We start from the raw sequence: 23037 nt of genomic DNA on the forward strand, positions 1-23037 counted from the left end.
AGGCTGCGACGGAAGGAAACCCATGGCGCGCATCCTCATCTTCGGCGGACACGGCAAGGTCGCGCTCCTGCTCGAGCCGCTGCTCGCGGCCGCGGGGCACACGGTCACCGCGGTGATCCGCAATCCCGAGCACGAGGCCGACGTCGCGGCCACCGGTGCGCAGCCCGTCGTGGCCGACATCGAGACGTTCGACCTCGACCAGCTCACCAACCTCGTGAGCGGCAACGACGTCGTGGTGTGGTCGGCGGGAGCGGGCGGCGGCAACCCCGCGCGCACGTACGCCGTCGACCGGGATGCCGCGATACGAGCGATGGACGCCGCCGAGGCGGCCGGCGTGGACCGCTTCGTCATGGTCTCGTGGATCGGCTCGCGCGCCGATCACGGCGTCTCGACGGATTCCTCGTTCTTCCCGTACGCCGACGCCAAATGGGCCGCCGACCAGCACCTCGCCGCCAGCGGCCTCGACTGGACGATCCTGGCGCCGGGAACGCTCACTCTCGACGAGCCCACGGGCCGGATCGAGATCGATCCCCAGGGCCGTGGCGAGGTCTCTCGCGCGGACGTCGCCAGTGTCATCGCCGCGGTCATCGACGACGACTCGACGATCGGCCGCACCATCCGCTTCGGCGCGGGCGACGAGCACATCGGTCACGCCATCGCGGGCTGAGTCAGTCCTCACTCGAGTGCAGGCCGCGGCGCGCGGACAGCAGCGTCACGTCCGGCCGGTCGGCCATCACCCGTTCCGCCCGATCGATCACGTCGCGGACGTGCGACGAGCCGGACGCGACGACGGCCACCCCGATGGTGGCCCGCCGGTGCAGGTCGTGATCGCCCACCTCGGCGACGGCCGCTTCGGTGCGTCGGCTGAGTTCCGCGACGATCGGGCGCAGCACCCCGCGCTTCTCCTTCAGCGAGTGGACGTCACCGAGCAGCAGGTCGAACTCGATCCATCCGATCCACATGTCTCCATCGTGCCAGCGCGGTCGGGTTGGTGCGGGCCACCCGGTCGCTTCGCGCCGTAGGCTCGACCCATGCTCGCAACCGTCATCCACGCTCCCCGCGACATCCGCGTCGAGGAGGTCCCGGAACCCGCGCTCTCCACCGGAGCCGATGCGATCGTCCGCGTCGTCGCGGCCTGCGTGTGCGGTTCCGACCTCTGGCCCTACCGCGGCGTCACGCCGACCGACCGCCCTCACCGCATCGGACACGAGTTCGTCGGGGTGGTCGAAGAGACCGGCCCCGACGTCCGCACGGTGAAGGCCGGCGACTTCGTGATCGCGCCGTTCTACGTCTGCGACGGAACCTGCGCGAACTGCCGCAACGGCGTCAGCACCTCCTGCCTATCGGGCGGATGGTGGGGCAGCGACGATCGATTCGGCGGCTTCGCGGACGGCGGGCAGGGCGAGCGCGTGCGCGTGCCGCTGGCGGACGGCACGCTGGCCGTCGTCCCCGGTCCCGTCTCCGACGAGGAGATCCCGGGGTTGCTCACACTGAGCGATGTGATGGGCACCGGTCACCACGCCGCGGTGTCCGCGGGCGTCGGACCGGGCGACTCGGTCGTCGTCGTCGGCGACGGCGCCGTCGGGCTGTGCGCCGTCATCGCCGCGCACCGGCTCGGCGCCACGACGATCATCGCGATGTCCCGTCACCCGCAGCGCCAGGCACTCGCCCGCGAATTCGGGGCGACGCACGTCGTGGCGGAGCGCGGCGACGACGGTGTCGAGCGGGTGCGCGAGCTGACGGGCGGCATCGGCGCCGACCGCGTGCTGGAATGCGTCGGCACCAAGGAGTCCATGGATCAGGCGCTGCGCTCGACCCGTCCGGGGGGCCGGGTGGGGTTCGTCGGAGTCCCCAACGGAGGGCCCGAGCTGCCGATCCGCCCGATGTTCAACAACAACGTCGGCGTCGCCGGCGGCGTCGCCCCGGTGCGGGGGTACATCGAGGAGCTCCTGCCCGACGTGCGGTCGGGCGCGATCCGTCCTGGTCGGGTGTTCGACCTCGAGCTGCCCCTCGCGGAGGCGGCCGAGGCCTACGCCGCGATGGACGAGCGCCGCGCGATCAAGGTCCTGCTGCGCCCCTGATCCCCCGTAGGCGGGCGTCCGGCGGCCTGTGCAGGAATATCGCGGGCCCCCGCCCCGTTCTGTTACCCTGGAGTGTCACTCGTGTGGCTATCTCGTCACGCCTCGGCTCCGGCCGGTGACATCGCATCACAGACAATCCGCTTCGCTTCGGCCTGAGGCATCCGTTCACCATCGCGCGCGCGGGAGTCGACGAAGGCCGAGCCCGAGACCCCAACCCAACAAGGACAACCCACTACATGACTACCGCAACGACCGCCCCGGCCACCAAGCAGGTCGCGATCAACGACATCGGATCTGCCGAGGACTTCCTGGCAGCGGTCGAGAAGACCCTCAAGTTCTTCAACGACGGAGACCTCATCGAAGGCACCGTGGTGAAGATCGACCGCGACGAGGTCCTCCTCGACGTCGGCTACAAGACCGAGGGCGTCATCCCCTCGCGCGAGCTCTCCATCAAGCACGACGTCGACCCCAACGAGGTCGTCAAGGTCGGCGACGCCGTCGAGGCGCTGGTTCTCCAGAAGGAGGACAAGGAAGGCCGCCTCATCCTGTCGAAGAAGCGTGCGCAGTACGAGCGCGCGTGGGGCGACGTCGAGAAGATCAAGGAGAACGACGGTGTCGTCACCGGCTCCGTGATCGAGGTCGTCAAGGGTGGCCTCATCGTCGACATCGGCCTCCGCGGCTTCCTCCCGGCCTCCCTCATCGAGCTGCGTCGCGTCCGCGACCTCACGCCGTACCTCGGCCAGGAGATCGAGGCGAAGATCCTCGAGCTCGACAAGAACCGCAACAACGTCGTGCTCTCGCGCCGCGCACTGCTCGAGCAGACGCAGTCGGAGTCGCGCACCACGTTCCTCAACAACCTGCACAAGGGCCAGGTCCGCAAGGGCGTCGTCTCGTCGATCGTCAACTTCGGTGCGTTCGTCGACCTCGGCGGCGTCGACGGTCTCGTGCACGTCTCCGAGCTCTCGTGGAAGCACATCGAGCACGCGTCCGAGGTCGTCGAGGTGGGCCAGGAGGTCACCGTCGAGATCCTCGAGGTCGACCTCGACCGCGAGCGCGTCTCGCTGTCGCTGAAGGCCACGCAGGAAGACCCGTGGCAGGTCTTCGCCCGCACCCACGCGATCGGTCAGGTCGCCCCGGGCAAGGTCACCAAGCTCGTTCCGTTCGGTGCGTTCGTGCGTGTCGCCGATGGCATCGAGGGTCTCGTGCACATCTCGGAGCTCTCCGGCAAGCACGTCGAGCTCGCCGAGCAGGTCGTGTCGGTCGGCGAAGAGGTCTTCGTCAAGATCATCGACATCGACCTCGAGCGTCGCCGCATCTCGCTGTCGCTGAAGCAGGCGAACGAGTCGGTCGACCCCTTCGGCACCGAGTTCGACCCCGCCCTCTACGGCATGGTCACCGAGTACGACGAGAACGGCGAGTACAAGTACCCCGAGGGCTTCGACCCCGAGACCAACGCCTGGCTCGAGGGCTTCGATGCTCAGCGCGAGAAGTGGGAGCAGGAGTACGCCGCCGCCCAGGGTCGCTGGGAGGCTCACAAGGCCGCCGTCGCCAAGGCTCTCGAGGCCGAGGCTGCCGCCCCGGTCGAGACCGGCGCGTCGACCTTCTCGTCCGACAGCGGTCCCGCGGGCACGCTGGCCGACGACGAGGCCCTCGCCGCTCTGCGCGAGAAGCTGTCGGGCCGCTGATCCGTCAGCGGTGACCGGGGGCGCGCGGCGCTCCCGGCATCCGGTTCGAAAGGGCCGGGACCTTCGGGTCCCGGCCCTTTCCGCGTCCACGGGCATGTCGGCACCTGCTCGTACACTCGCGGTGTGCCCGGTTCCTGTGTCATCGCGAGCGGATGCCGCGGCACAGTGCCGCCCGAAGCCCCGGTGCCGCTGTGCGAGTGGCATCTCGCCGCGGCATCCGAGTGGGACCAGCGGCTCAACGGCGTGACGGATGCGCTGCCGTCGCCGTGCGTGCTGTGCGGATCCCGGCTGGGCACGAGATACCCCAGCGGATGGCTGTGCGCGGTGTGCGAGTGGCGTCATGGAGACGTCGTCGACGGCGAGCTCCCGCCGCCCCGCGTCGACGTCGTGTACTACCTGCGCTACGACGACCGCATCAAGATCGGCACCACCGCCAATCCGCGGCAGCGACTCGGTGCGATCTGGCACGAGGAGCTCCTCGCGTTCGAGCGAGGGGATCGAACGGTCGAGCGCCGTCGGCACGAGCAGTTCGCGGCCGACCGGTTCGGCGGCACCGAGTGGTTCCGGCGGTCGGATGCGCTGCGGTGCCACGTCGCCGGTCTCGCGGCCGGCGTCGACGACCCCTGGGCTCTTCATGCCCGGTGGGTCAGCGAGGCGGTGGCCCGCTCGGTCTGACGGCCGCAGCAACTCCGCTCAGGCCGCTCCAAGGATCGACGTCTACGTTCGGAGTCCCATTCGGACGGAGGAACGCACATGGGATTCCTTGACCGCCTGTTCGGCGGGGACGACGCCGGCCGTCAGTCGCCGCCCGTTCCGCAGCACGGTTCCGCGCCGGGCCTGCAGCCACCGCGCAGCGAGGACGAGGTCGCGATCGAGCGGTACCGATATCTGCTTCGCACCGCGCCGCCCGAGACCATCGAGCAGGTGCACGCCGAAGCGTTCGCCAAGCTCACTGAAGCCCAGCGCCAGCAGGTGCTCGCCGACCTCTCCGCGGGGCTCCCCGCATCCGAGCGACCGCAGTCCTCCGACCCGCAGGCGCTGGCGCGGGCGGCGACCCGCGGCGAATACACCCAGCCCGGATTCATGGAGCGGACGCTCGGCGGGCCCCGGCAGCAGGGCGGGCCGTCGTTCGGGGCGATGGTCGGTTCGTCCATCCTCGGCACCGTCGCGGGATACGTCATCGGGTCGGCGCTGGTCAGCGCCTTCCTCGCTCCGTCCCTGGCATACGACCAGGGATACGACGACGGGTCGGGGGATGCCTCCTCCGACGGTTCGACGACCGAGGGGGACGCGGGCGGCGGCGACGCCTGGGGCGATTCGGGATCCGGCTGGGGCGGCGACGCAGGCTCGGCGGACGCGGCCGGCGACTTCGGCGGGTTCGGGGGAGACTTCGGCGGCGACTTCGGGTTCTGATCCGCCGCGCGAGCCGCCCGGGCGCGGGCCGCGGCATCCGTTACCGTCTCGACTATGGTCGGCGCGGTCAACGAGCGGCGTCGTGCCCTGCGCGCACCCGACGCGCGGTCGGCACGAGCGCGCGCGACGTGGTTGCGCGAAGACTTCTCCGATCGCACGCGGGCACGCACCGCGACGCTGAACCAGCTGCTGCTGGCGTCGGTCGTCTTCGTGCTGGGCGCCCTCGTGGCGGTGGGTCCGTTCGGCGGGGATCACGTTCTCTTCTTCGCCGGGGTGGTGATCATCATCGTCGTGACCGGCGCGACGTTCGTCATTCCGTGGAATCGGATGCCGTTCGGGTGGGTCGCCGTCGTGCCCGCGGTCGACATGGTCGCGATCACCCTGCTGCAGCTCGCCGCCCCCGGGTCGGCGATGGGCCTGCTGTGGATCTTCCCGACCACGTGGCTCGCCTCGGGATTCGGGCTCCTGGGGCTGTTCGCCGTGATCGCCGCGATCGCGGTCATCCTCGGGCTGCTCGTCGCCATCACCCCGCAGCCCCTGACCTACACCACGTTCCTGCTGCCGCTCGTGCTCGTCGCCCTCGCGGCCACGAGCCACCTCACGGCGCGTCGCTCCGACGCCCAGCGCACTCTTCTCGCGAAGCAGGCTCTTCTGCTGCGGCGTGTCCTCGAGCACACGCGGCGCCAGGAGCAGGTCGTCACCGAGGTGCTCGACGCGGTCGACTTCGGCGTCGTCCGCATCGACCCGGACGGCAGCGTCTCGGTCACGAACGAGGCTCACGGCAGACTTCAGCAGGCGATCCGGGCGGGTGACGGCGGGGGCGCCTCGGCCTTCCGCGACGATGGGGTGACACGCCTTCCGCCGGACGAGCTTCCGGTCGAGCGGGCACTGCGGGGCGAGGCCTTCGACTCGCAGATCGTGTGGTTCGGCGAGGACCCGGATCCGCGCCAAGCGCTGAGCGTCACAGCGAGACGGCTCATCGACCCCGACGGCCGCGATGCCGGTGCCGTCGTCATCTCGCGCGACGTCACGAGCGAGCTGGAGGCGCTGCGCGCCCGCGACGAGCTCGTGGCGTCGGTGTCGCACGAGCTGCGCACTCCGCTGACGTCGATCCTCGGCTACCTCGACCTGGTGATCGAGGAGCCCGACATCCCCGACCACGTCCGGGCCAATCTCGACATCGCGGAGCGGAACGCCGAGCGCCTCCTGCGGATCGTCGCCGACATCCTCGCGGCGTCGAGCTCGTCGTCGTCGTCGATCGAGGCGACCATGACCCCGCAGCTCCTCGACGCCCGCGACATCGTGCGCGCGTCCGGCGTCGCCCTCGTGCCCCGTGCGGCCAGCCGGGCCGTGACCATCGACACGACCGGACTCGAGGAGGCCACCGCGTGGGCAGACCCGGTGAGGCTGCGCCAGGTCGTCGACAACCTGGTCTCGAACGCCATCACGTACAACAAGGACGGCGGGACGGTCTTCCTCGGCACCACCACGGACGGCACTTCGACGTGGATCCTCGTGCGCGACACCGGCATCGGGATCAGCGAGGCCGACCGGTCGCGCCTGTTCCAGCGCTACTACAAGGCCGGGGCCGAGCGTCGTGCCGGCACCGGTCTCGGACTCGCCATCACCCGCGACATCGTCCGCGCCCACGGCGGTGAGCTGGGGCTCCACACCTCGCCCGGGGTCGGTTCGACGTTCATCGTCAAGCTTCCCGCCGTCCCTCCGGAAGGACTCCCCACGTGAACCTCGACCTCGCCAGCGTCGTTCTCATGACCGCACTCGTCGTGAACGTCAGCGGAGTGCTGTTCATCCTCGAGACGCTGCTGCGCCGCGACGAGGGCGCGGGCCGCATCTGGGCCCTGGGCTTCCTCGCCGCCATGCTGACCACCCTGGCCTACACGATGTGGGCGCAGGAGCCGGAGGCCTGGTGGGCGATCGCCGTCGGGAATGCCGCCTTCGTCGCGGGAACCGGCTGCATGTGGCTGGGATGCCGCCGGTTCAACCGTCGCAGGATGGACTGGGCCGCGGGGCTCGTCGCCGCGGCTGTCCTGGCAGCAGCGCTGTCCGTGACGCTCGAAGGGCCGGGGGGAGGCGACTGGGCCGGCGCGCTGTGGATGTTCGTCCCGCTCGTCGGATTCGCCGGCGCGGGGGCGGTCGAGTGCCTCCGCGGCGCGATGCGCGAGTCGCGCACGGCGTGGGTGCTCGGCGCCGTCCTCGGCGTGCAGTCGCTGTACTACGTGTCGCGCACCACCGCCTTCCTCACGTCCGGTCCCGACAGCCCGCTGTTCCAGAACGTCTTCGGGAGCATCCCGATGAGCTTCCTGACGGTGATCCTCACGATCGTGGCCGTGGTCGTGACCTCCGTGCTGCGGGCGTCGCGCGCGCCGATGCGGGGCGAAGTCCGCCCGGCGCCGTCGCCGAGTTCGGGAGACGCAATCCTCGGGCGGGAGCAGTTCGCGCAGGACCTCGCCGCGCTGTGCGAACGGGCGTCGTGGCGGTCCGAGCTGGTGGGGGTCATCGCCGTCCGCGTCGACGACCTTGATCAGATCTCGACCGCGTTCGGCAGCGAGGTGGCCCGCTCGGTGACCGAGACCTGGCGCACCGGGGTGCGTCGTCACGCGCCCGCCGACGCGCTGGTCGCCGAGGACGGCCCGAACGGCCTGTTCGTCGGCGTCCTGGTCGATTCCGCCGCCGACGCCCGGCGCCAGGCGGGCGCCATCTACCGCGGTCTGTTCGAGGATCTCGGGAAGGTGGGCGGGGGAGTGATCCCCGTGGTCGGCGTGGGCATCGGGCTGAGTGACGCCGCGGGATACGACGCCGACGCGCTGAAGAGCCTGGCCCGCGAGACTGCGCGTCGGGCGGCCGCGAACGTCGAGACGTCCGTCCTGCTCGGCGACGCCGAGTAGCGGCATCCGCTCTTCTGCGGCGGGATCAGGGAGCGGTCAGGCGGTAGCCGACGCCGCGCACGGTCTCGATCCACCGCGGGTTGGTGGGCGACTCGCCGAGCTTGCGCCGCAGGTTGGCGACGTGCACCTCGATCGCGCGCGCGTCGCTGTCGCTGACGAACTCCACGCCGGTGAACTGCTCGCCGCGGAGCATCAGGGCGAGATCCGACTTGCCCCGGACGCGGCGGCCCGCCGCCAAGAGGTCGGCCAGGATGTCGAACTCGCTGCGGGTGAGATCGAGGTCCTCTCCGTCGACCGTGACGACCCGCATGTCGGTGTTCAGGCGCAGACCCTGGTGCTCGAGCCACGTGGGTGCGCCGTCGGATGCCTCGGGCGTCGCCGGCGGTGCGGCCACGTGGTGGCGCGGACGACGGAGCATCGCGTCGATTCGCGCCCGCAGCTCGCGCGGACGGAACGGCTTGGCCACGTAGTCGTCGGCGCCCGCCTCGAGTCCCTGCAGTGCATCGATCTCCTCGGTGCGGGCGCTCAGCATGACGATGTAGGTGCCGCTGAACGCGCGAATGCGCTTCGCGGTCTCGAAACCGTCGATCCCCGGCATGTTGACGTCCAGGGTCGTGACGAGCGGGTCGTGCTGGCGGACCAGTTCGAGGCCGTCATAGCCGTTCGCCGCGCCGTGGACCTCGAACCCGGCCTGCGTGAGGACGGCAGAGAGGAGCGAGCGGATGTCTTCCTCATCCTCGATCACGACGGCAACGCGCGCTTCTTCCACCGATTCACCCTCCGGTGCCGGTGAGAGGACGGCCGGCTCCTGGACGACGGTCAGAATATCCCAGAATGCAGTCTGAAAGCCGCGTCCCGCGCCGGTCATCAGGGCGTGTCCGCGGTCGGAACCCCGCGGGATGCGCGGGGAGGGGCGGCGGTCGCCCCCACGGCCGCCACCCCACCGCACCGAACACGGGCCCACGTGCGTCGCGTCGCGAGGATGCGGAGCGAGGCGGATGGGTGGCTCGGCGACGTTTCGGGTTGCCGTCGCTTCACGCCCCATCCTCCCCACACGCCCCTTGCACGGGCCCCGTTTTCACTTTCGGGTAGCTCCGACGGTAGCGGGACGGCCTCAGCCCGGGCTCAGGTCGACCTCAGGAAAGCCCAAGGTTCGGCGGCCGGGCCGGGGAGGCTCGTGGCATCCTCGATGCATGCCTCTCGTCGCTCTCACCGGGGGAATCGCCTCGGGCAAGTCCACGATCGCCCGGCGCCTCGCCGAGCACGGCGCCGTGGTCGTCGACGCGGATCAGATCGTCCGCGACGTCCAGCAGCCCGGGTCGCCCGTGCTGGTCGACATCGCCGAGGCGTTCGGGTCCGACGTCATCGGGCCGGACGGGAGCCTGGACCGCGCCGCTCTGGGCGCACGGGTGTTCGGCGACCCGGATGCGGTGACACGGCTGAACCGCATCGTCCATCCGGCGGTGCGCGCGGAGTCCGCCCGACGCTTCGCCGAGGCGTTCGCCGCCGATCCGGGGGCGGTGGTGGTCTACGACGTGCCCCTGCTCGCCGAAGCGCGCCTGAACGACCCGTGGGAGCTGGTGGTGGTCGCCCACGCTCCCGCCGAGGTGCGCAGGCAGCGGCTGAGGGACCTGCGGGGCATGAGCGAGGCGGATGCCGAGGCCCGCCTCGCCTCTCAGGTCTCGGACGAGGCGCGACTGGCGATCGCCGATGTCGTGATCGACACCGCGGGGACGATGGCCGACACGCAGCGGCAGGTCGACGACCTCTGGGAGTCGCTGCCGGATCGGGTGGGCCGACGGGCGTAGCGTCCGCCGCGCGCGAACGCGCCCCCGGTGTCGGAGGGCCCGCCTACGCTGGAATGGTGCAAGCCACCCGTTCCGTCCGTCCCTTCGAGGTCGTCAGCGAATACGCGCCGTCGGGCGACCAGCCTCAGGCGATCGCCGAACTGGCTGCCCGCATCAACGCCGGCGAGACCGATGTCGTCCTGCTCGGCGCCACCGGCACGGGCAAGTCGGCCACGACCGCGTGGCTCGTCGAGGCGGTGCAGCGCCCGACACTGGTGCTCGCGCACAACAAGACCCTCGCCGCGCAGCTGGCCAATGAGTTCCGCGAGCTGATGCCGAACAACGCCGTCGAGTACTTCGTCAGCTACTACGACTACTACCAGCCCGAGGCGTACGTCCCGCAGACCGATACGTTCATCGAGAAGGACTCCTCGATCAACGCCGAGGTCGAGCGCCTGCGTCACTCCACCACCAACTCGCTGCTGAGCCGACGCGATGTGGTCGTGGTCAGCACGGTGTCGTGCATCTACGGCCTCGGCTCGCCCGAGGAGTATCTGCGCGCGATGGTGGCGCTGCAGGTCGGCGAGCGGTACGACCGCGACGCGCTGATCCGCAAGTTCATCGCCATGCAGTACAACCGCAACGACGTCGACTTCTCCCGCGGCAACTTCCGCGTGCGCGGCGACACGATCGAGATCATCCCGGTCTACGAGGAGTACGCGATCCGGGTCGAGATGTTCGGCGACGAGATCGAGGCGCTGTACATGCTGCACCCCCTGACGGGCGACGTGATCCAGCGCATGGACTCCGTGCCCATCTTCCCGGCGACGCACTACGCCGCCGGTACTGAGACGGTGCAGCGGGCGATCGGCACCATCGAGCACGAGCTGGAGCAGCGGCTGAAAGAGCTCGAGTCTCAGAACAAGCTGCTCGAGGCGCAGCGGCTGCGGATGCGCACGACGTTCGACCTCGAGATGCTCCAGCAGCTCGGGTTCTGCTCGGGCATCGAGAACTACTCGCGACACCTCGACGGCAGAATGCCCGGCGAGCCCCCGCACACGCTCCTCGACTTCTTCCCGGACGACTTCCTCATGGTGATCGACGAGTCCCACGTCACGGTGCCTCAGATCGGTGCCATGTACGAGGGGGATGCCTCGCGCAAGCGCACGCTCGTCGAGCACGGGTTCCGGCTCCCCAGCGCACTCGACAACCGCCCGCTGCGGTTCGACGAGTTCAAGGAGCGGATCGGGCAGACCGTCTATCTTTCGGCCACCCCCGGGCGGTACGAGATGGGGATCGCCGACGGCGTCGTCGAGCAGATCATCCGTCCGACCGGCTTGGTCGACCCGCAGATCATCGTCAAGCCCTCGAAGGGCCAGATCGACGACCTGCTCGAAGAGATCCGCGTGCGCGTGTCGCGCGACGAACGCGTCCTCGTGACGACGCTGACCAAGAAGATGGCCGAAGAGCTCACGGACTTCCTCGGCGAGCACGGCGTCCGAGTGCGCTATCTCCACTCCGACGTCGACACGCTGCGCCGCGTCGAGCTGCTGAGCGAGCTGAGATCGGGGGTCTACGACGTCCTCGTCGGCATCAACCTCCTCCGAGAGGGTCTCGACCTTCCCGAGGTCTCGCTGGTCTCGATCCTCGACGCCGACAAGGAAGGCTTCCTGCGTAGCGGCACGTCGCTCATCCAGACGATCGGTCGCGCCGCCCGAAACGTCTCGGGCGAGGTGCACATGTACGCCGACACCATCACCGACTCGATGCGGAACGCCATCGAAGAGACCGATCGTCGTCGCGAGAAGCAGATCGCGTACAACACCGCCAACGGGATCGATCCCCAGCCGCTGCGCAAGCGGATCGCCGACATCACCGAGGTGCTCGCACGCGAGGCATCCGACACCAACGCGATGCTGTCCCGCAAGGATTCGCGCCTCAAGTCCGGCAAGGGCAAGTCACCGACTCCGCAGCTGCGTCGCGAGGGCATCGCCGCAGAGGGCGCCGAGCAGCTGGAGGCGACGATCAGCGACCTCAGCAACCAGATGCTGGCGGCCGCCGGCGAGCTCAAGTTCGAACTCGCTGCCCGGCTGCGCGACGAAGTTCAAGACCTGAAGAAAGAGCTCCGAGCGATGGAGCGCGCCGGTCACGCGTGATCGCCGGCGCCGGCGTCTGGCTTGTGAGTGTCCTTCGGAGACCATCGAGCCGACGATCGCGTGGGCATCGCACGGGACCGTTTGGGTGTCACTCTCCGCGCGCGGGTGCCGGGCAGTGCATGAGCGGCTTCGGGCCGGACCGGTCGAACGTGTGCGACGCGATCGGGGCGCCGCACAGCGGACACGCCCTCTCGGCGCGCTCCTGGGCCGAGGGCGGGGGAGTCGCCTCGTAGGGCCCGACCGCGGCCGGGCCGGCCATCCGGATGAGGCGCGAGTTCCAGTACGCGTACCAGCCGCCGGCCTCGCGAATCCGCTCGCGCAAGGGGCGGCGGGCAGCGGCATCCTTCTCGGTCATGTTTCTTAGTGTACTAATGATTCGCGCACGATAGACTCGCCCGGTGACCACTACGCCCGACGACCTTCTCGCGCTCGACAACCAGGTGTGCTTCGCCCTGGTGACAGCGGCGCGCAACGTGGTGTCGATCTACCGGCCCGTCCTCGAGCCGTTGGGACTGACGCACCCGCAGTATCTCGTGATGCTCGCACTGTGGGAGGAGTCGCCCCGCTCGCTGCGCGAGCTCGCCGCGGAACTCGCCCTCGATTCGGCGACGCTCTCGCCCCTCGTGAAGCGGCTCGAGTCCCAGGGGCTCGTCACCAGGCGGCGCCGCGACGACGACGATCGGGTGCTCGCGGTCGCGCTCACCGAGGCCGGCACCGCTCTCCGCGAACGCGCTCTCGAGGTGCCAGGTCAGGTCATGGCGAGCGTGGGGACGGATGCCGCCGCTTTGGTCGCGCTGCGCGACGCTCTGGCGCCCTTCGCCGGCCGACGCTGAGCCCGGTCGGTCGACCTGGTTCGCCGACCCGGACGCCCCGCGGTAACCGCCGGATGAACTCTTTCTCATCCGGATCCTTCCGGCAGCCGTGGCCCATAGGCTCGTGCCACGGCCTGTCGGACGCGCTGACACGCGCGCCGCGGCGCAAGTCCCCACCCCTGGAACAAGAGGAACCCCGATGCGAACACCGCCTCATCCCGGTCGCCTGCACAGACGTGTCGTCGGCGCAGCGCTCGCCTCCACCGTCGTCGTCGCCGCAGGCGCCGTCGTGGCGCCGGCTGCCCACGGCGCCGATCCCGTGGCGATCAACCTCGTGACGATCAACGACCTGCACGGGCGACTGGAGTCCGCGTCCCCGGCCGGCGGTGTCGCGGCACTGACGACGGCGGTGGAGCAGATCCGCGCGAGCAACCCGAACACGATCTTCGCTTCCGCCGGCGACAACATCGGCGCGTCGACGTTCACGTCCTTCATCCAGAACGACACGCCCACCATCGATGCGCTCAATGCTGCGGGGCTCGACGTCAGCGCCGTCGGCAACCATGAGTTCGACCGCGGCTTCGCGGACCTCGCGGACAGGGTGATCCCGGAGTCCGAGTTCCCCTGGCTGGGTGCCAACGTCTATCGCGAGGACGGCACGCGGGCGCTCGACCCCTGGGAGATCGTCACCGTCGCGGGCGATGTGGATGTCGCGTTCGTAGGCGCGGTGACCGAGGAGATGCCGTCGCTCGTGAGCCCCGCCGGCATCGAAGGACTCGAGTTCCGTGACATCGCGACCGAGGTCAACACCGCCGCGGACGAGGCGATCGCCGCCGGCGCCGAGATCGTCGTCGCTCTGGTCCACGAGGGCGGTTCGTCCAACCCGGCCGACGCCAGCGACCCGGCGACCCCGCTCGGCTCGATCGTCGCTGGACTCGGCGCCGATGTGGACATGCTCGTGACCGCCCACACGCACGCGACGTACGCGTACGACGTGAACGGGCTGCGCGTGACCCAGGCCGGGCAGTACGGCGAGAGGTTCCAGAACACCTCGCTGACCTACGACCGCGACACGGATGAGGTCACTTTCGCACCCACGACGACGACCGCGATGTGGAACACGGCGGTGAACCCGCCTACGCGCAACGTCGTCGCGGATCTCACCAACCCGGTGGTCGCCGAGGTCAATGGGATCGTGACCGCCGCGGTCGCCTTCGCTGCGGTCGAGGGCGGCAAGAGCGTCGGCCAGATCACGGCCGACTTCCGCCGCGAGCTGCAGCCTCGCACGCCCACGGCTGACAACCCGGCCACCACCGAGGAAGCCCGCGGGGCGGAGTCGACGCTCGGCAACTTCGTCGCCGACATCCAGCTCTGGGCCGCGCAGCAACGGTTCCCCGAGACACAGGTGGCGCTCATGAACCCGGGCGGGTTGCGCGCGAACCTCGTCTACGCGAGCAGCAACGCGAACGACCCCGACGGCAACGTCACCTATGCCGAGGCGGCAGCCGTGCAGCCCTTCGCCAACACGCTGTTCACGATGACGCTGAGCGGCGTCCAGCTGAAGGCCGTTCTCGAGGAGCAGTGGCAGCCCGCAGGGGCGTCCCGGCCGTTCCTGAAGCTCGGCGTCTCCGACGGGCTGACGTACATCACCGACTACGACGCTCCGGTGGGATCGCGGATCACGCACCTCGAACTCGGCGGCGTCGCCGTCGACCCGGCGGGTCAGTATCGGATCGTCACGAACTCGTTCCTGGCGGCCGGCGGCGACAACTTCCGGACGCTCGCCCAGGGCACCGATCGCGCCGACTCCGGACTGGTGGACCTGCAGGCTCAGGTCGACTGGTTCGCCGCGAACGGCCAGGCGACTCCCGACCTGGCTCAGCGGTCGATCGGCGTGGAGCTCTCCCCGCCGGCGAGCGAGCGCGGATACGAGGTCGGATCGACGATCGACGTGTCGCTGTCGTCGCTCGACTTCACCCAGACCGCCACGGCGGCCGGCACGGTCGAGGTCGCGATCGACGGCCAGCAGGTCGGCACGGCCGCGATCGATCGGTCGCTCGTGGCGCTGACGGACCAGGCGGGACGCGCGCAGCTGACAGTCACCGTGCCGGAGGGCGTCTCCGGCGAGGTCGCGCTGTCGATCTCGACTCCGACCGGAACGTCCTTCGACGTCCCGATCACCGTGTTCGAGCGGGCGGACTCGGCCGTTGTCGGCATCCCCGGCAAGCTCCTCGTCAAGGCCGGCAAGTCGTTCACGTACACCGCGATCGTGGTGGCCGACGGGGAGCGCAACCCGACCGGCACCGTCACCGTCTACGACGGTTCGACCCCGGTCGCGAGCGCCGAGCTCGGAAAGAAGGGCGTCGCCAAGCTCACCGTTCCGGGACTCGACCGCGGCGTCCACCGCCTGTGGGTCGAGTACTCGGGGAGTGACACCGTCAAGGGCTCGGTGAGCCCGAAGGTGCCTGTCCTCGTCTGGTAGGAACCCGTGAGGGCGGGGTCTCCGGCGCCGATGTCGGAGGCCCCGCCTAAACTTGTCTGGTGCCCATCGTCCCTGTCGCCATGCCCGGAAACACCAGCGGAAAACTCAGTGTCCGCGGTGCTCGCGTGCACAATCTCAAGAACGTCGATCTCGACATCCCGCGCGACTCGCTCGTGGTCTTCACGGGGCTGTCGGGCTCCGGAAAGTCCAGCCTCGCCTTCGACACGATCTTCGCCGAGGGGCAGCGCCGCTACGTCGAGTCGCTGAGCGCCTACGCCCGGCAGTTCCTCGGACAGGTCGACCGGCCCGACGTCGACTTCATCGAGGGTCTGAGCCCGGCCGTCTCGATCGACCAGAAGTCGACCAACCGCAACCCGCGATCGACCGTCGGCACGATCACCGAGATCCACGACTACATGCGTCTGCTGTGGGCCCGGATCGGCGTCCCGCACTGCCCCGAGTGCGGCGAGGTCATCCAGCGCCAGACCGTCCAGCAGATCGCCGATCAGCTCATGGAGCTCCCCGAGCGCACGCGGTACCAGATCGTCGCTCCCGTGGTCACGCAGAAGAAGGGCGAGTTCGTCGACCTCTTCAAAGAGCTGTCCGCGAAGGGGTACGCGCGTGCGGTCGTCGACGGAGAGCTGATCCAGCTCGCCGAGCCGCCGGCGCTCAAGAAGAGCTACAAGCACGACATCGCGGTCGTCGTCGACCGACTCGTGGCGAGTCCCGACATCCTGAGCCGCATCACCGACTCGGTCGAGACCGCGCTCGGGCTCGCCGGCGGCGTGATGCAGGTCAACTTCGTCGACATCGAGGGCGACGACGCGTGGCAGTCGTTCTCCGAGAAGCTCGCCTGCCCCAACGGGCATCCCCTCCAGCTCACCGAGATCGAGCCGCGCACCTTCTCGTTCAACGCGCCGTTCGGAGCGTGCCCCGCCTGCTCCGGGCTGGGCACGCGCATGTCGGTCGACGTCGACCTCATGATCGGCGACGAGGACCTCTCCATCCGCGAGGGCGTCCTCATTCCCTGGACGACCCAGGGCAAGGGACTGTTCCAGTACTACGAGCGCCTGCTGGAGGGTCTCGCCAGCGACCTCGGCTTCTCGCTCGACACCCCGTGGCGGATGCTGCGAGCCGAGGTCCGCGAGGCGGTTCTCCGGGGCGAGAACTACAAGGTCACGGTCAAGTGGAAGAACCGCTACGGCCGCGAGATGCGCTACTCGTCGGGGTTCGAGGGGGTCGTCCCCTACATCGAGCGCCAGTACATGCAGGCCGAGACCGACACGCAGCGCCAGCGCTGGGCCGAGTTCCTCCGCGAGGTGCCGTGCCCGGTGTGCGACGGCGCGCGACTGAAGCCCGAGGTGCTGGCGGTGCTGGTGCACGGACATTCGATCGCGGATGCCTCGCGCCTGAGCCTCGCCGACGCACAGAAGTTCTTCGCCGGACTGCAGCTCACCGAGCGCGAGGCCAAGATCGCGGCACAGGTGCTCCGCGAGATCCGCCTGCGACTCGACTTCCTCATCCAGGTCGGCCTGACCTACCTCAACCTCAGCCGGTCCGCCGGATCGCTCTCCGGCGGTGAGGCCCAGCGCATCCGTCTGGCGACGCAGATCGGGTCGGGACTGACCGGCGTGCTCTACGTCCTCGACGAGCCCTCGATCGGGCTTCATCAGCGCGACAACCGCCGCCTCATCGAGACCCTCATCACCCTCCGCGACCTCGGCAACACGCTGATCGTGGTCGAGCACGACGAAGAGACGATCCACGCCGCGGACTGGATCGTCGACATCGGGCCGCGTGCGGGAGTCGACGGCGGCGCCGTCGTGCACTCCGGGCCGCTCGAGCAGCTCCTCGCCGAAGGCGACTCGATCACCGGCGACTACCTCGCCGGCCGCCGCGAGATCCCGACGCCGAAGAAGCGGCGCAAGATCGACAAGAACCGCAAGGTCACGGTCGTCGGTGCGCGCGAGAACAACCTGAAGAACGTGACGGTGGACTTCCCGCTGGGCGTTCTGACGGCCGTCACGGGGGTGAGCGGGTCGGGGAAGTCGTCGTTGGTCAACGACATCCTCTACGAGGTGCTCGCCACGCGACTCAACGGGGCGCGCCGGGTGGCAGGCAAGCACACCCGGGTGACCGGGACCGAAGAGCTCGACAAGGTCGTGCACGTCGACCAGGGGCCCATCGGCCGCACGCCGCGCTCCAACCCGGCGACCTACACCGGCGTCTTCGACCGCATCCGCACGCTGTTCAGCGAGACCCCCGAGGCCAAGGCACGCGGCTACCAGCCGGGTCGCTTCAGCTTCAACGTCAAGGGCGGTCGCTGCGAGGCGTGTTCGGGCGACGGCACGATCAAGATCGAGATGAACTTCCTGCCCGACGTCTACGTCGACTGCGAGGTGTGCCACGGCAAGCGGTACAACCGCGACACGCTCGCGGTCCACTACAAGGGCAAGAACATCGCCGAGGTGCTCGAGATGCCGATCTCCGAGGCGGCGGAGTTCTTCGAGCCGATCCAGGCGATCCACCGCTACCTCCGCACGCTCGTCGACGTCGGCCTCGGGTACGTCCGGCTCGGTCAGTCCGCGACGACCCTCTCCGGAGGCGAGGCGCAGCGCGTCAAGCTCGCGACCGAGCTGCAGCGTCGCTCCAACGGTCGCTCGATCTACGTGCTGGACGAGCCGACGACGGGCCTTCACTTCGAGGACGTCCGCCGGCTCCTCGAGGTGCTCGGCGGGCTCGTCGACAAGGGGAACACGGTCATCGTGATCGAGCACAACCTCGACGTCATCAAGAGTGCGGACTGGATCATCGACCTCGGCCCGGAGGGAGGATCGGGCGGCGGACAGGTCATCGCGACGGGCACGCCGGAGCAGGTCGCGCGCACCGAGGGGAGCCACACCGGGGCGTTCCTCGCCGAGATCCTGGGCGGGTCGCAGGCGGTCCGCAAGGCCGGCTGACCCCGATGGCACGCTCCGCGCCCACCGTCTCGTACAAGCCGAAGCCGGGGGAGATCCCGACCAACCCCGGCGTGTATCGATTCCGCGACGCGGACGGACGCGTCCTCTACGTCGGCAAGGCGAAGAATCTCCGCGCGCGCCTGTCGAACTACTTCGCCCCGTTGCACACGCTGCACGAGCGCACGCGCCGGATGGTCACCACCGCGGCGTCCGTGGAATGGACGGTGGTGGCCAGCGACGTGGACTCGCTGCAGCTCGAGTACATGTGGATCAAGGAGTTCGATCCGCCCTTCAACGTGCGCTACCGCGACGACAAGTCCTACCCGTTCATGGCCATCACGCTCGCGGACGAGGCCCCGAGGGTCATCGTCACGCGGAACCGCCGGATCAGGGGGGCAAAGTACTTCGGCCCCTATCCCAAGGTGTGGGCCGTGCACGACACCATCGACCTGCTCATCAAGGTCTTCCCGATCCGCACCTGCAGCGACTCCTCGTACAAGAAGGCGATGGCTTCCGGGCGTCCGTGCTTCCCCGGTCAGATCGGCCGGTGCGGGGGGCCGTGCTCGATGAAGGTCTCGATCGAAGAGCATCGCGCGATCGTCGACGACTTCGTGGCCTTCATGGCGGGCGGCGACGAGCGGTTCAAGAAGGAGCTGACCGCGCGCATGCGCGAGGCATCCGCCGCCATGGACTACGAAGCTGCCGCGGTCTATCGTGACCGCCTGCAGGCGATCGACGCGGTGCTCAACAAGAGCGCCCTCGTCCTGGCGCCCGACACGGACGCCGACCTGTTCGGCATCGCGGAGGACGAGCTGGCAGCCGCCGTCCAGCACTTCGTCATCCGAGGCGGCCGGGTGCGAGGCGTACGAGCGACCACGATCGAGAAGGAGCTCGACATCACGGGCGGCGATCTCGTCGACCAGGTGATCCAGCGCACCTACGGGAACGCCGAGAGCATCGACATCCCTCGCCAGGTGCTCGTGCCCGCGCTGCCCGACGACGCCGACGACCTCGAGGAGTGGCTCAGGGAGCGGCGGGGCAAGGCGGTCACGATCCAGGTCGCGCAACGGGGGCGCAAGGCGGAGCTCATGAAGACGGCGACCCTGAACGCCCAGCAGGCGCTGATGCTCTACAAGACGCGTCGAACGAGCGACTACGTGGCCCGCACGCAGGCTCTCACCGATCTGCAGGAGGCCCTGGACCTCGCCGAGGCTCCGCTGCGCATCGAGTGCTTCGACGTGTCGCACCTGGGCGGCACGAACGTCGTCGCCTCGATGGTCGTGTTCGAGGACGGGCTGCCGCGAAAGGATCAGTACCGGTCGTTCAAGGTCGAGGACACGACGGATGACACCGACTCGATGTACCAGGTGCTGCGTCGTCGGCTGGCATACCTCGACCGGCCCGAAGAGGAAGAGGCCGAACGACCGGAGGCGACCGCCGACGGCGAGGTCGTGACCGAGCGGCGCCGTCCTCGCTTCGCGTACCGTCCCCAGCTCCTCGTCGTGGACGGCGGGAAGCCGCAGGTCGAGGCGGCGGCACGCGCACTGCGGGATGCCGGACACGAAGAGGTGGCGCTGTGCGGCATCGCCAAGCGCCTCGAGGAGGTGTGGCTGCCGGGAGAGGAGTTCCCGGTCATCCTGCCCCGGACCTCGGAGTCGCTCTACCTGCTGCAGCGGCTGCGCGACGAAGCGCACCGATTCGCGATCACGCACCAGCGCCGTCGCCGCCGTCGCGACATCCAGAGCGTCCTCGCCGAGGTGCCCGGCCTCGGCGACGCGAGGATCAGGGCCCTGCTGCGTCACTTCGGCTCGGTCTCGGCGCTCAAGAAGGCCACACCCGACGAGATCGCGCAGCTGCCGGGCGTGGGCCCGAAGCTGGCGGCGTCGATCCACGGGCATCTCTCCTCTGGGTAGGGTTGTTCCGACGGGGGTGGTCATGGCCGAGGTGGAGCGCCGTGAGAGCGGCGAGGTGCTGATCGTGACCGGCATGTCCGGCGCCGGTCGCTCGACCGCGGCGAATGCGCTGGAGGACCTGGGCTGGTACGTCGTCGACAACCTGCCCCCGCAGATGCTCAAGCCCCTGCTCGAGCTCACGGAGCTGGCCGCCGGTGTGCTCCCGCGGGTCGCCGTCGTGGTGGACGTGCGAGGCCGCGACCTGTTCTCCGACCTGCCCGAGGCGCTCCGGGCGATCCGCGAGCGTCGCCAGATCCGGCTGATGTTCCTCGACGCGTCCGACGACGTGCTGGTGCGCCGGTTCGAGGCGGTGCGCCGACCGCACCCGCTCCAGGGCGAGGGCACGATCCTCGACGGCATCCGTCTCGAGCGGGATCGCCTCGCCGGCGTCCGCGAGAGCGCGGACGTGATCATCGACACCTCGTCCTACAACATCCACCAGCTGGCGACACAGGTGAGCGAGCTGTTCACCGAGATCGATGCGGCCCGCCACGCGCTGACGATCCTGAGCTTCGGATTCAAGTACGGGCTTCCCCCCGACGCCGACCTCGTCGCCGATATGCGCTTCCTGCCCAACCCGTTCTGGAACGAGAACCTGCGCCCGCTGACCGGCGAAGACCCGACCGTGCGCGACTTCGTGCTCGCGCAGGAGGGCGCCGCGGAGTTCCTCGACGCGTACGCGGCCGCCCTCCGCCCGATCCTCGAGGGGTATCAGCGCGAGAACAAGCGGCACTCGGTCGTCGCCGTCGGCTGCACCGGCGGCAAGCACCGGTCCGTCGTGATGGCACGTGAGCTGGCGGAGCGGCTGGCAGTCGTGCCCGGTGTGGCCGTGCGCGTGAAGGACCGCGACCTCGGTCGCGAATGAGGTCCGCGCAGATCGTCCGCCACGACTAGGCTGGAGCGTCGTTCCCCATCCCGCGAAGGAGTCCCGTGTCGCTGACCGCTGACGTGAAGGCCGAGCTGATCACCGTGCGCGACCCGCGCCCGACGGCCCGGGTGGCCGAGCTCACCTCGCTCCTGCGGTTCTCGGGCGGTCTGCACTCCATCGCGAACCGCGTCGCCGTCGAGGCCGAGGTCGACTCCGACCTGCTCGCCCGTCGCACGGCGCGCGATCTCGTGGAGCTCTACGGGGTCCGCCCCGAACTCGTCCACGTGCAGGGGTCGGGTGCCCGCGGCGGCAGCCACTACGCGGTCCGCGTCATCGAGGGCGGCGAGACTCTCGCACGGCAGACCGGCCTGCTCGATCAGCGGCGCCGCCCGGTCCGCGGGCTGCCGAACAAGCTGACGACCGGTTCGCGAGCCGATCTGGCCGCCATCTGGCGCGGCGCGTTCCTGGCGGCGGGCTCGCTCTCCGAGCCGGGGCGGTCGGCGGCGCTCGAGATCACGTGCCCCTCCTCGGAGGCCGCGATGGCGCTCGTCGGTGCGGCGCACCGCCTCGGCATCGCCGGAAAGGCCCGGGAAGTGCGCGGCATCCCCCGGGTGGTGGTGCGGGAGGGCGAGGCGATCCGTGCTGCGCTGGCGGCCATGGGCGCCGAGAAAGCCGCGGCCGAATGGGACCAGCTCCGCCAGCGCCGTGAGGTGCGCGCGGGCGTCAATCGCCTGGTGAACTTCGACGACGCGAACCTGCGCCGGTCCGCGCAGGCGGCGGTGGCGGCGTGCGCGAGGGTCGAGCGCGCGCTCGAGATCCTCGGCGACGAGGTGCCCGAGCACCTGCGCGAGGCCGGAGCGCTCCGGCTCGCTCACCGCGACGCAAGCCTGGACGAACTGGGTCACCACGCCGATCCGCCGTTGACGAAGGACGCGGTGGCGGGACGCATCCGTCGTCTGCTGGCGATGGCTGACAAGAAGGCCGAGACCGAGGGCATCCCCGGCACCGAGTCCGCCGTCCCGGCGGGCATGGAGGACTGAGCGTCAGTCGATCCGCACGGCCGCGCCCGAGACGGTGATCCCGCCCCGCGCGGGGATCCGCACGTGGAGCGTGCCGGCTCTGCCCACGTGACGACCCTGCTCGATGCGCACCGAGCCGGGCGTGGACACGGCGCCGGTGTGCCTCAGGTATGCCCCCGTCGCCGCTGCGGCGGCGCCGGTCGCGGGGTCTTCGACGATGCTGCCAACCGGGAAGATGTTTCGCGACTCCCAGACGCCCCCGCCCGCTTCCCGCAGGACGATGATGGTGGCCGGCCAGCCCGCGTCATCCATCAGCCGTCGCGCGTCGCCGGCATCGAAGCGGAACCCGTCGAACACCTCTCGGTCGCGGAACACCACGAGGGGATGCGCGTTGCCCGCGAAGACGAGACGGGGCGGATGCCGCGGATCGAGGTCGTCCCTCGCGCATCCGATGAGAGCGAGGACGGCGTCGAGCCGGCGCTCGTCGAGCGGGCGCACCCAGGGCTCGACACTCGTGAACTCCGCGTGCCGCCCGCCCGCCGATGACGTGGTCGTGATCTCGATCGGCCCGACCGTCGCATCGAAGACGAAGACGCCGTCGCCGAGCGTCTGGGCCAGCGCGACGGCGGATGCCACGGTCGCGTGCCCGCAGAAGGGCACCTCGGCCACGGGGGAGAAGTACCGGATGCCTCGCCGACGACCGCGTCCCGAGATGAACGCCGTCTCGGCGTACCCCACGTCCGCCGCGACGCGCTGCATGTCCACTGCGGAGAGCGCGTCCGCGTCGAGTACGACACCGGCGGGGTTCCCGCCCGACGGATCGTCGGTGAACGCCGCCCATCTCTGGATCGCCGGGGAGGTCATCCGCCGATCGTACCCTCGCCGTCGCGGTCGGGAGCCGCGCCGGTAGATCGCG

19 protein-coding genes are annotated in these 23037 nt (G+C 69.9%); 15 read left to right on the forward strand and 4 right to left on the reverse strand.

Annotated elements, in window-relative coordinates; genetic code table 11:
- Positions 1 to 22: 22 nt before the first annotated feature.
- Entirely contained in the window at positions 23 to 667 is a 645-nt protein-coding gene (locus ACFUTX_RS05780) for an SDR family oxidoreductase (protein ID WP_378861361.1), read from the forward strand.
- 1 nt (position 668) lies between these two features.
- Here ACFUTX_RS05780 and ACFUTX_RS05785 read toward each other — a convergent pair whose 3' ends face one another.
- Entirely contained in the window at positions 669 to 962 is a 294-nt protein-coding gene (locus tag ACFUTX_RS05785; protein ID WP_378861362.1) for a DUF503 domain-containing protein, read from the reverse strand.
- 69 nt (positions 963 to 1031) lie between these two features.
- Here ACFUTX_RS05785 and ACFUTX_RS05790 point away from each other — a divergent pair, with 69 nt between their 5' ends.
- The 6 genes from ACFUTX_RS05790 to ACFUTX_RS05815 all read left to right on the forward strand — a co-directional run bounded on the left by ACFUTX_RS05790 (position 1032) and on the right by ACFUTX_RS05815 (position 8085).
- Positions 1032 to 2081 carry a zinc-dependent alcohol dehydrogenase family protein gene (locus ACFUTX_RS05790; RefSeq protein WP_378861364.1) on the forward strand — a complete coding sequence of 350 codons (1050 nt, stop codon included), beginning with the start codon at positions 1032 to 1034 and terminating at the stop codon, positions 2079 to 2081.
- 236 nt (positions 2082 to 2317) lie between these two features.
- The gene (gene rpsA / locus ACFUTX_RS05795; RefSeq protein WP_378861366.1) at positions 2318 to 3766 is read left to right on the forward strand and encodes a 30S ribosomal protein S1; all 1449 of its coding nucleotides are present in this window, start codon (positions 2318 to 2320) and stop codon (positions 3764 to 3766) included.
- A gap of 123 nt (positions 3767 to 3889) precedes the next feature.
- Positions 3890 to 4441, forward strand: a complete 552-nt coding sequence (locus tag ACFUTX_RS05800; RefSeq protein ID WP_378861368.1) for a GIY-YIG nuclease family protein — start codon at positions 3890 to 3892, stop codon at positions 4439 to 4441.
- Positions 4442 to 4519: 78 nt separating this feature from the next.
- Positions 4520 to 5179 carry a hypothetical protein gene (locus ACFUTX_RS05805; protein WP_378861370.1) on the forward strand — a complete coding sequence of 220 codons (660 nt, stop codon included), beginning with the start codon at positions 4520 to 4522 and terminating at the stop codon, positions 5177 to 5179.
- Between the two features lie 54 nt (positions 5180 to 5233).
- A complete protein-coding gene (locus ACFUTX_RS05810; RefSeq protein WP_378861372.1) occupies positions 5234 to 6922 on the forward strand; it encodes a sensor histidine kinase in 1689 nt (562 codons plus the stop codon).
- Positions 6919 to 8085 carry a hypothetical protein gene (locus tag ACFUTX_RS05815; RefSeq protein WP_378861374.1) on the forward strand — a complete coding sequence of 389 codons (1167 nt, stop codon included), beginning with the start codon at positions 6919 to 6921 and terminating at the stop codon, positions 8083 to 8085. The genes ACFUTX_RS05810 and ACFUTX_RS05815 overlap by 4 nt, the downstream gene beginning before the upstream one ends.
- Before the next feature lie 25 nt (positions 8086 to 8110).
- Here ACFUTX_RS05815 and ACFUTX_RS05820 read toward each other — a convergent pair whose 3' ends face one another.
- Positions 8111 to 8854: a response regulator transcription factor gene (locus ACFUTX_RS05820; RefSeq protein ID WP_378861376.1), complete on the reverse strand. Its 744-nt coding sequence runs from the start codon at positions 8852 to 8854 to the stop codon at positions 8111 to 8113.
- Positions 8855 to 9278: 424 nt separating this feature from the next.
- Between ACFUTX_RS05820 and coaE the strand changes: the two genes are divergently transcribed.
- Positions 9279 to 9893 carry a dephospho-CoA kinase gene (gene coaE / locus ACFUTX_RS05825; RefSeq protein ID WP_378861378.1) on the forward strand — a complete coding sequence of 205 codons (615 nt, stop codon included), beginning with the start codon at positions 9279 to 9281 and terminating at the stop codon, positions 9891 to 9893.
- A gap of 56 nt (positions 9894 to 9949) precedes the next feature.
- Positions 9950 to 12028, forward strand: a complete 2079-nt coding sequence (gene uvrB, locus ACFUTX_RS05830; protein ID WP_378861380.1) for an excinuclease ABC subunit UvrB — start codon at positions 9950 to 9952, stop codon at positions 12026 to 12028.
- 88 nt (positions 12029 to 12116) lie between these two features.
- On the opposite strand, the gene ACFUTX_RS05835 is transcribed toward uvrB, so the two are convergent.
- Positions 12117 to 12383 (reverse strand): hypothetical protein, encoded by a 267-nt coding sequence (locus ACFUTX_RS05835; protein WP_378861382.1) that lies wholly within the window; start codon positions 12381 to 12383, stop codon positions 12117 to 12119.
- A gap of 43 nt (positions 12384 to 12426) precedes the next feature.
- Between ACFUTX_RS05835 and ACFUTX_RS05840 the strand changes: the two genes are divergently transcribed.
- The 6 genes from ACFUTX_RS05840 (at position 12427) to whiA (ending at position 22142) form a co-directional block, all read left to right on the forward strand.
- Positions 12427 to 12861 carry a MarR family winged helix-turn-helix transcriptional regulator gene (locus ACFUTX_RS05840; RefSeq protein ID WP_378861384.1) on the forward strand — a complete coding sequence of 145 codons (435 nt, stop codon included), beginning with the start codon at positions 12427 to 12429 and terminating at the stop codon, positions 12859 to 12861.
- A 178-nt stretch (positions 12862 to 13039) separates the two neighbouring features.
- Complete coding sequence (locus ACFUTX_RS05845; protein WP_378861386.1) at positions 13040 to 15322, forward strand: 5'-nucleotidase C-terminal domain-containing protein; 2283 nt, start codon at positions 13040 to 13042, stop codon at positions 15320 to 15322.
- A gap of 59 nt (positions 15323 to 15381) precedes the next feature.
- Positions 15382 to 18282, forward strand: coding sequence for an excinuclease ABC subunit UvrA (uvrA, locus tag ACFUTX_RS05850; protein WP_378861388.1), 2901 nt, complete (start codon positions 15382 to 15384; stop codon positions 18280 to 18282).
- A 5-nt stretch (positions 18283 to 18287) separates the two neighbouring features.
- On the forward strand, positions 18288 to 20195 hold the full coding sequence (gene uvrC / locus ACFUTX_RS05855) for an excinuclease ABC subunit UvrC (protein ID WP_378861390.1): 1908 nt from the start codon (positions 18288 to 18290) through the stop codon (positions 20193 to 20195).
- Positions 20196 to 20217: 22 nt separating this feature from the next.
- Complete coding sequence (gene rapZ / locus ACFUTX_RS05860; RefSeq protein WP_378861392.1) at positions 20218 to 21099, forward strand: RNase adapter RapZ; 882 nt, start codon at positions 20218 to 20220, stop codon at positions 21097 to 21099.
- A 65-nt stretch (positions 21100 to 21164) separates the two neighbouring features.
- Positions 21165 to 22142 carry a DNA-binding protein WhiA gene (gene whiA / locus ACFUTX_RS05865; RefSeq protein WP_378861394.1) on the forward strand — a complete coding sequence of 326 codons (978 nt, stop codon included), beginning with the start codon at positions 21165 to 21167 and terminating at the stop codon, positions 22140 to 22142.
- 3 nt (positions 22143 to 22145) lie between these two features.
- Here whiA and ACFUTX_RS05870 read toward each other — a convergent pair whose 3' ends face one another.
- Positions 22146 to 22985, reverse strand: coding sequence for a PhzF family phenazine biosynthesis protein (locus tag ACFUTX_RS05870; protein WP_378861396.1), 840 nt, complete (start codon positions 22983 to 22985; stop codon positions 22146 to 22148).
- Positions 22986 to 23037 lie beyond the last annotated feature (52 nt).

Origin of the sequence: Microbacterium sp. NPDC057407, assembly GCF_042803895.1 — a bacterium.
In the GTDB taxonomy this organism is placed as follows: Bacteria; Actinomycetota; Actinomycetes; order Actinomycetales; family Microbacteriaceae; genus Microbacterium.

Coding starts and splice junctions, on each gene's coding strand:
- ACFUTX_RS05780 (WP_378861361.1), top strand. CDS start 23: ATGGCGCGCATCCTCATCTTCGGCGGACACGGCAAGGTCGCGCTCCTG.
- uvrC (WP_378861390.1), top strand. CDS start 18,288: ATGGCACGCTCCGCGCCCACCGTCTCGTACAAGCCGAAGCCGGGGGAG.
- rapZ (WP_378861392.1), top strand. CDS start 20,218: ATGGCCGAGGTGGAGCGCCGTGAGAGCGGCGAGGTGCTGATCGTGACC.
- rpsA (WP_378861366.1), top strand. CDS start 2,318: ATGACTACCGCAACGACCGCCCCGGCCACCAAGCAGGTCGCGATCAAC.
- ACFUTX_RS05870 (WP_378861396.1), bottom strand. CDS start 22,985: ATGACCTCCCCGGCGATCCAGAGATGGGCGGCGTTCACCGACGATCCG.
- ACFUTX_RS05785 (WP_378861362.1), bottom strand. CDS start 962: ATGTGGATCGGATGGATCGAGTTCGACCTGCTGCTCGGTGACGTCCAC.
- ACFUTX_RS05805 (WP_378861370.1), top strand. CDS start 4,520: ATGGGATTCCTTGACCGCCTGTTCGGCGGGGACGACGCCGGCCGTCAG.
- ACFUTX_RS05790 (WP_378861364.1), top strand. CDS start 1,032: ATGCTCGCAACCGTCATCCACGCTCCCCGCGACATCCGCGTCGAGGAG.
- ACFUTX_RS05835 (WP_378861382.1), bottom strand. CDS start 12,383: ATGACCGAGAAGGATGCCGCTGCCCGCCGCCCCTTGCGCGAGCGGATT.
- coaE (WP_378861378.1), top strand. CDS start 9,279: ATGCCTCTCGTCGCTCTCACCGGGGGAATCGCCTCGGGCAAGTCCACG.
- ACFUTX_RS05810 (WP_378861372.1), top strand. CDS start 5,234: ATGGTCGGCGCGGTCAACGAGCGGCGTCGTGCCCTGCGCGCACCCGAC.
- ACFUTX_RS05845 (WP_378861386.1), top strand. CDS start 13,040: ATGCGAACACCGCCTCATCCCGGTCGCCTGCACAGACGTGTCGTCGGC.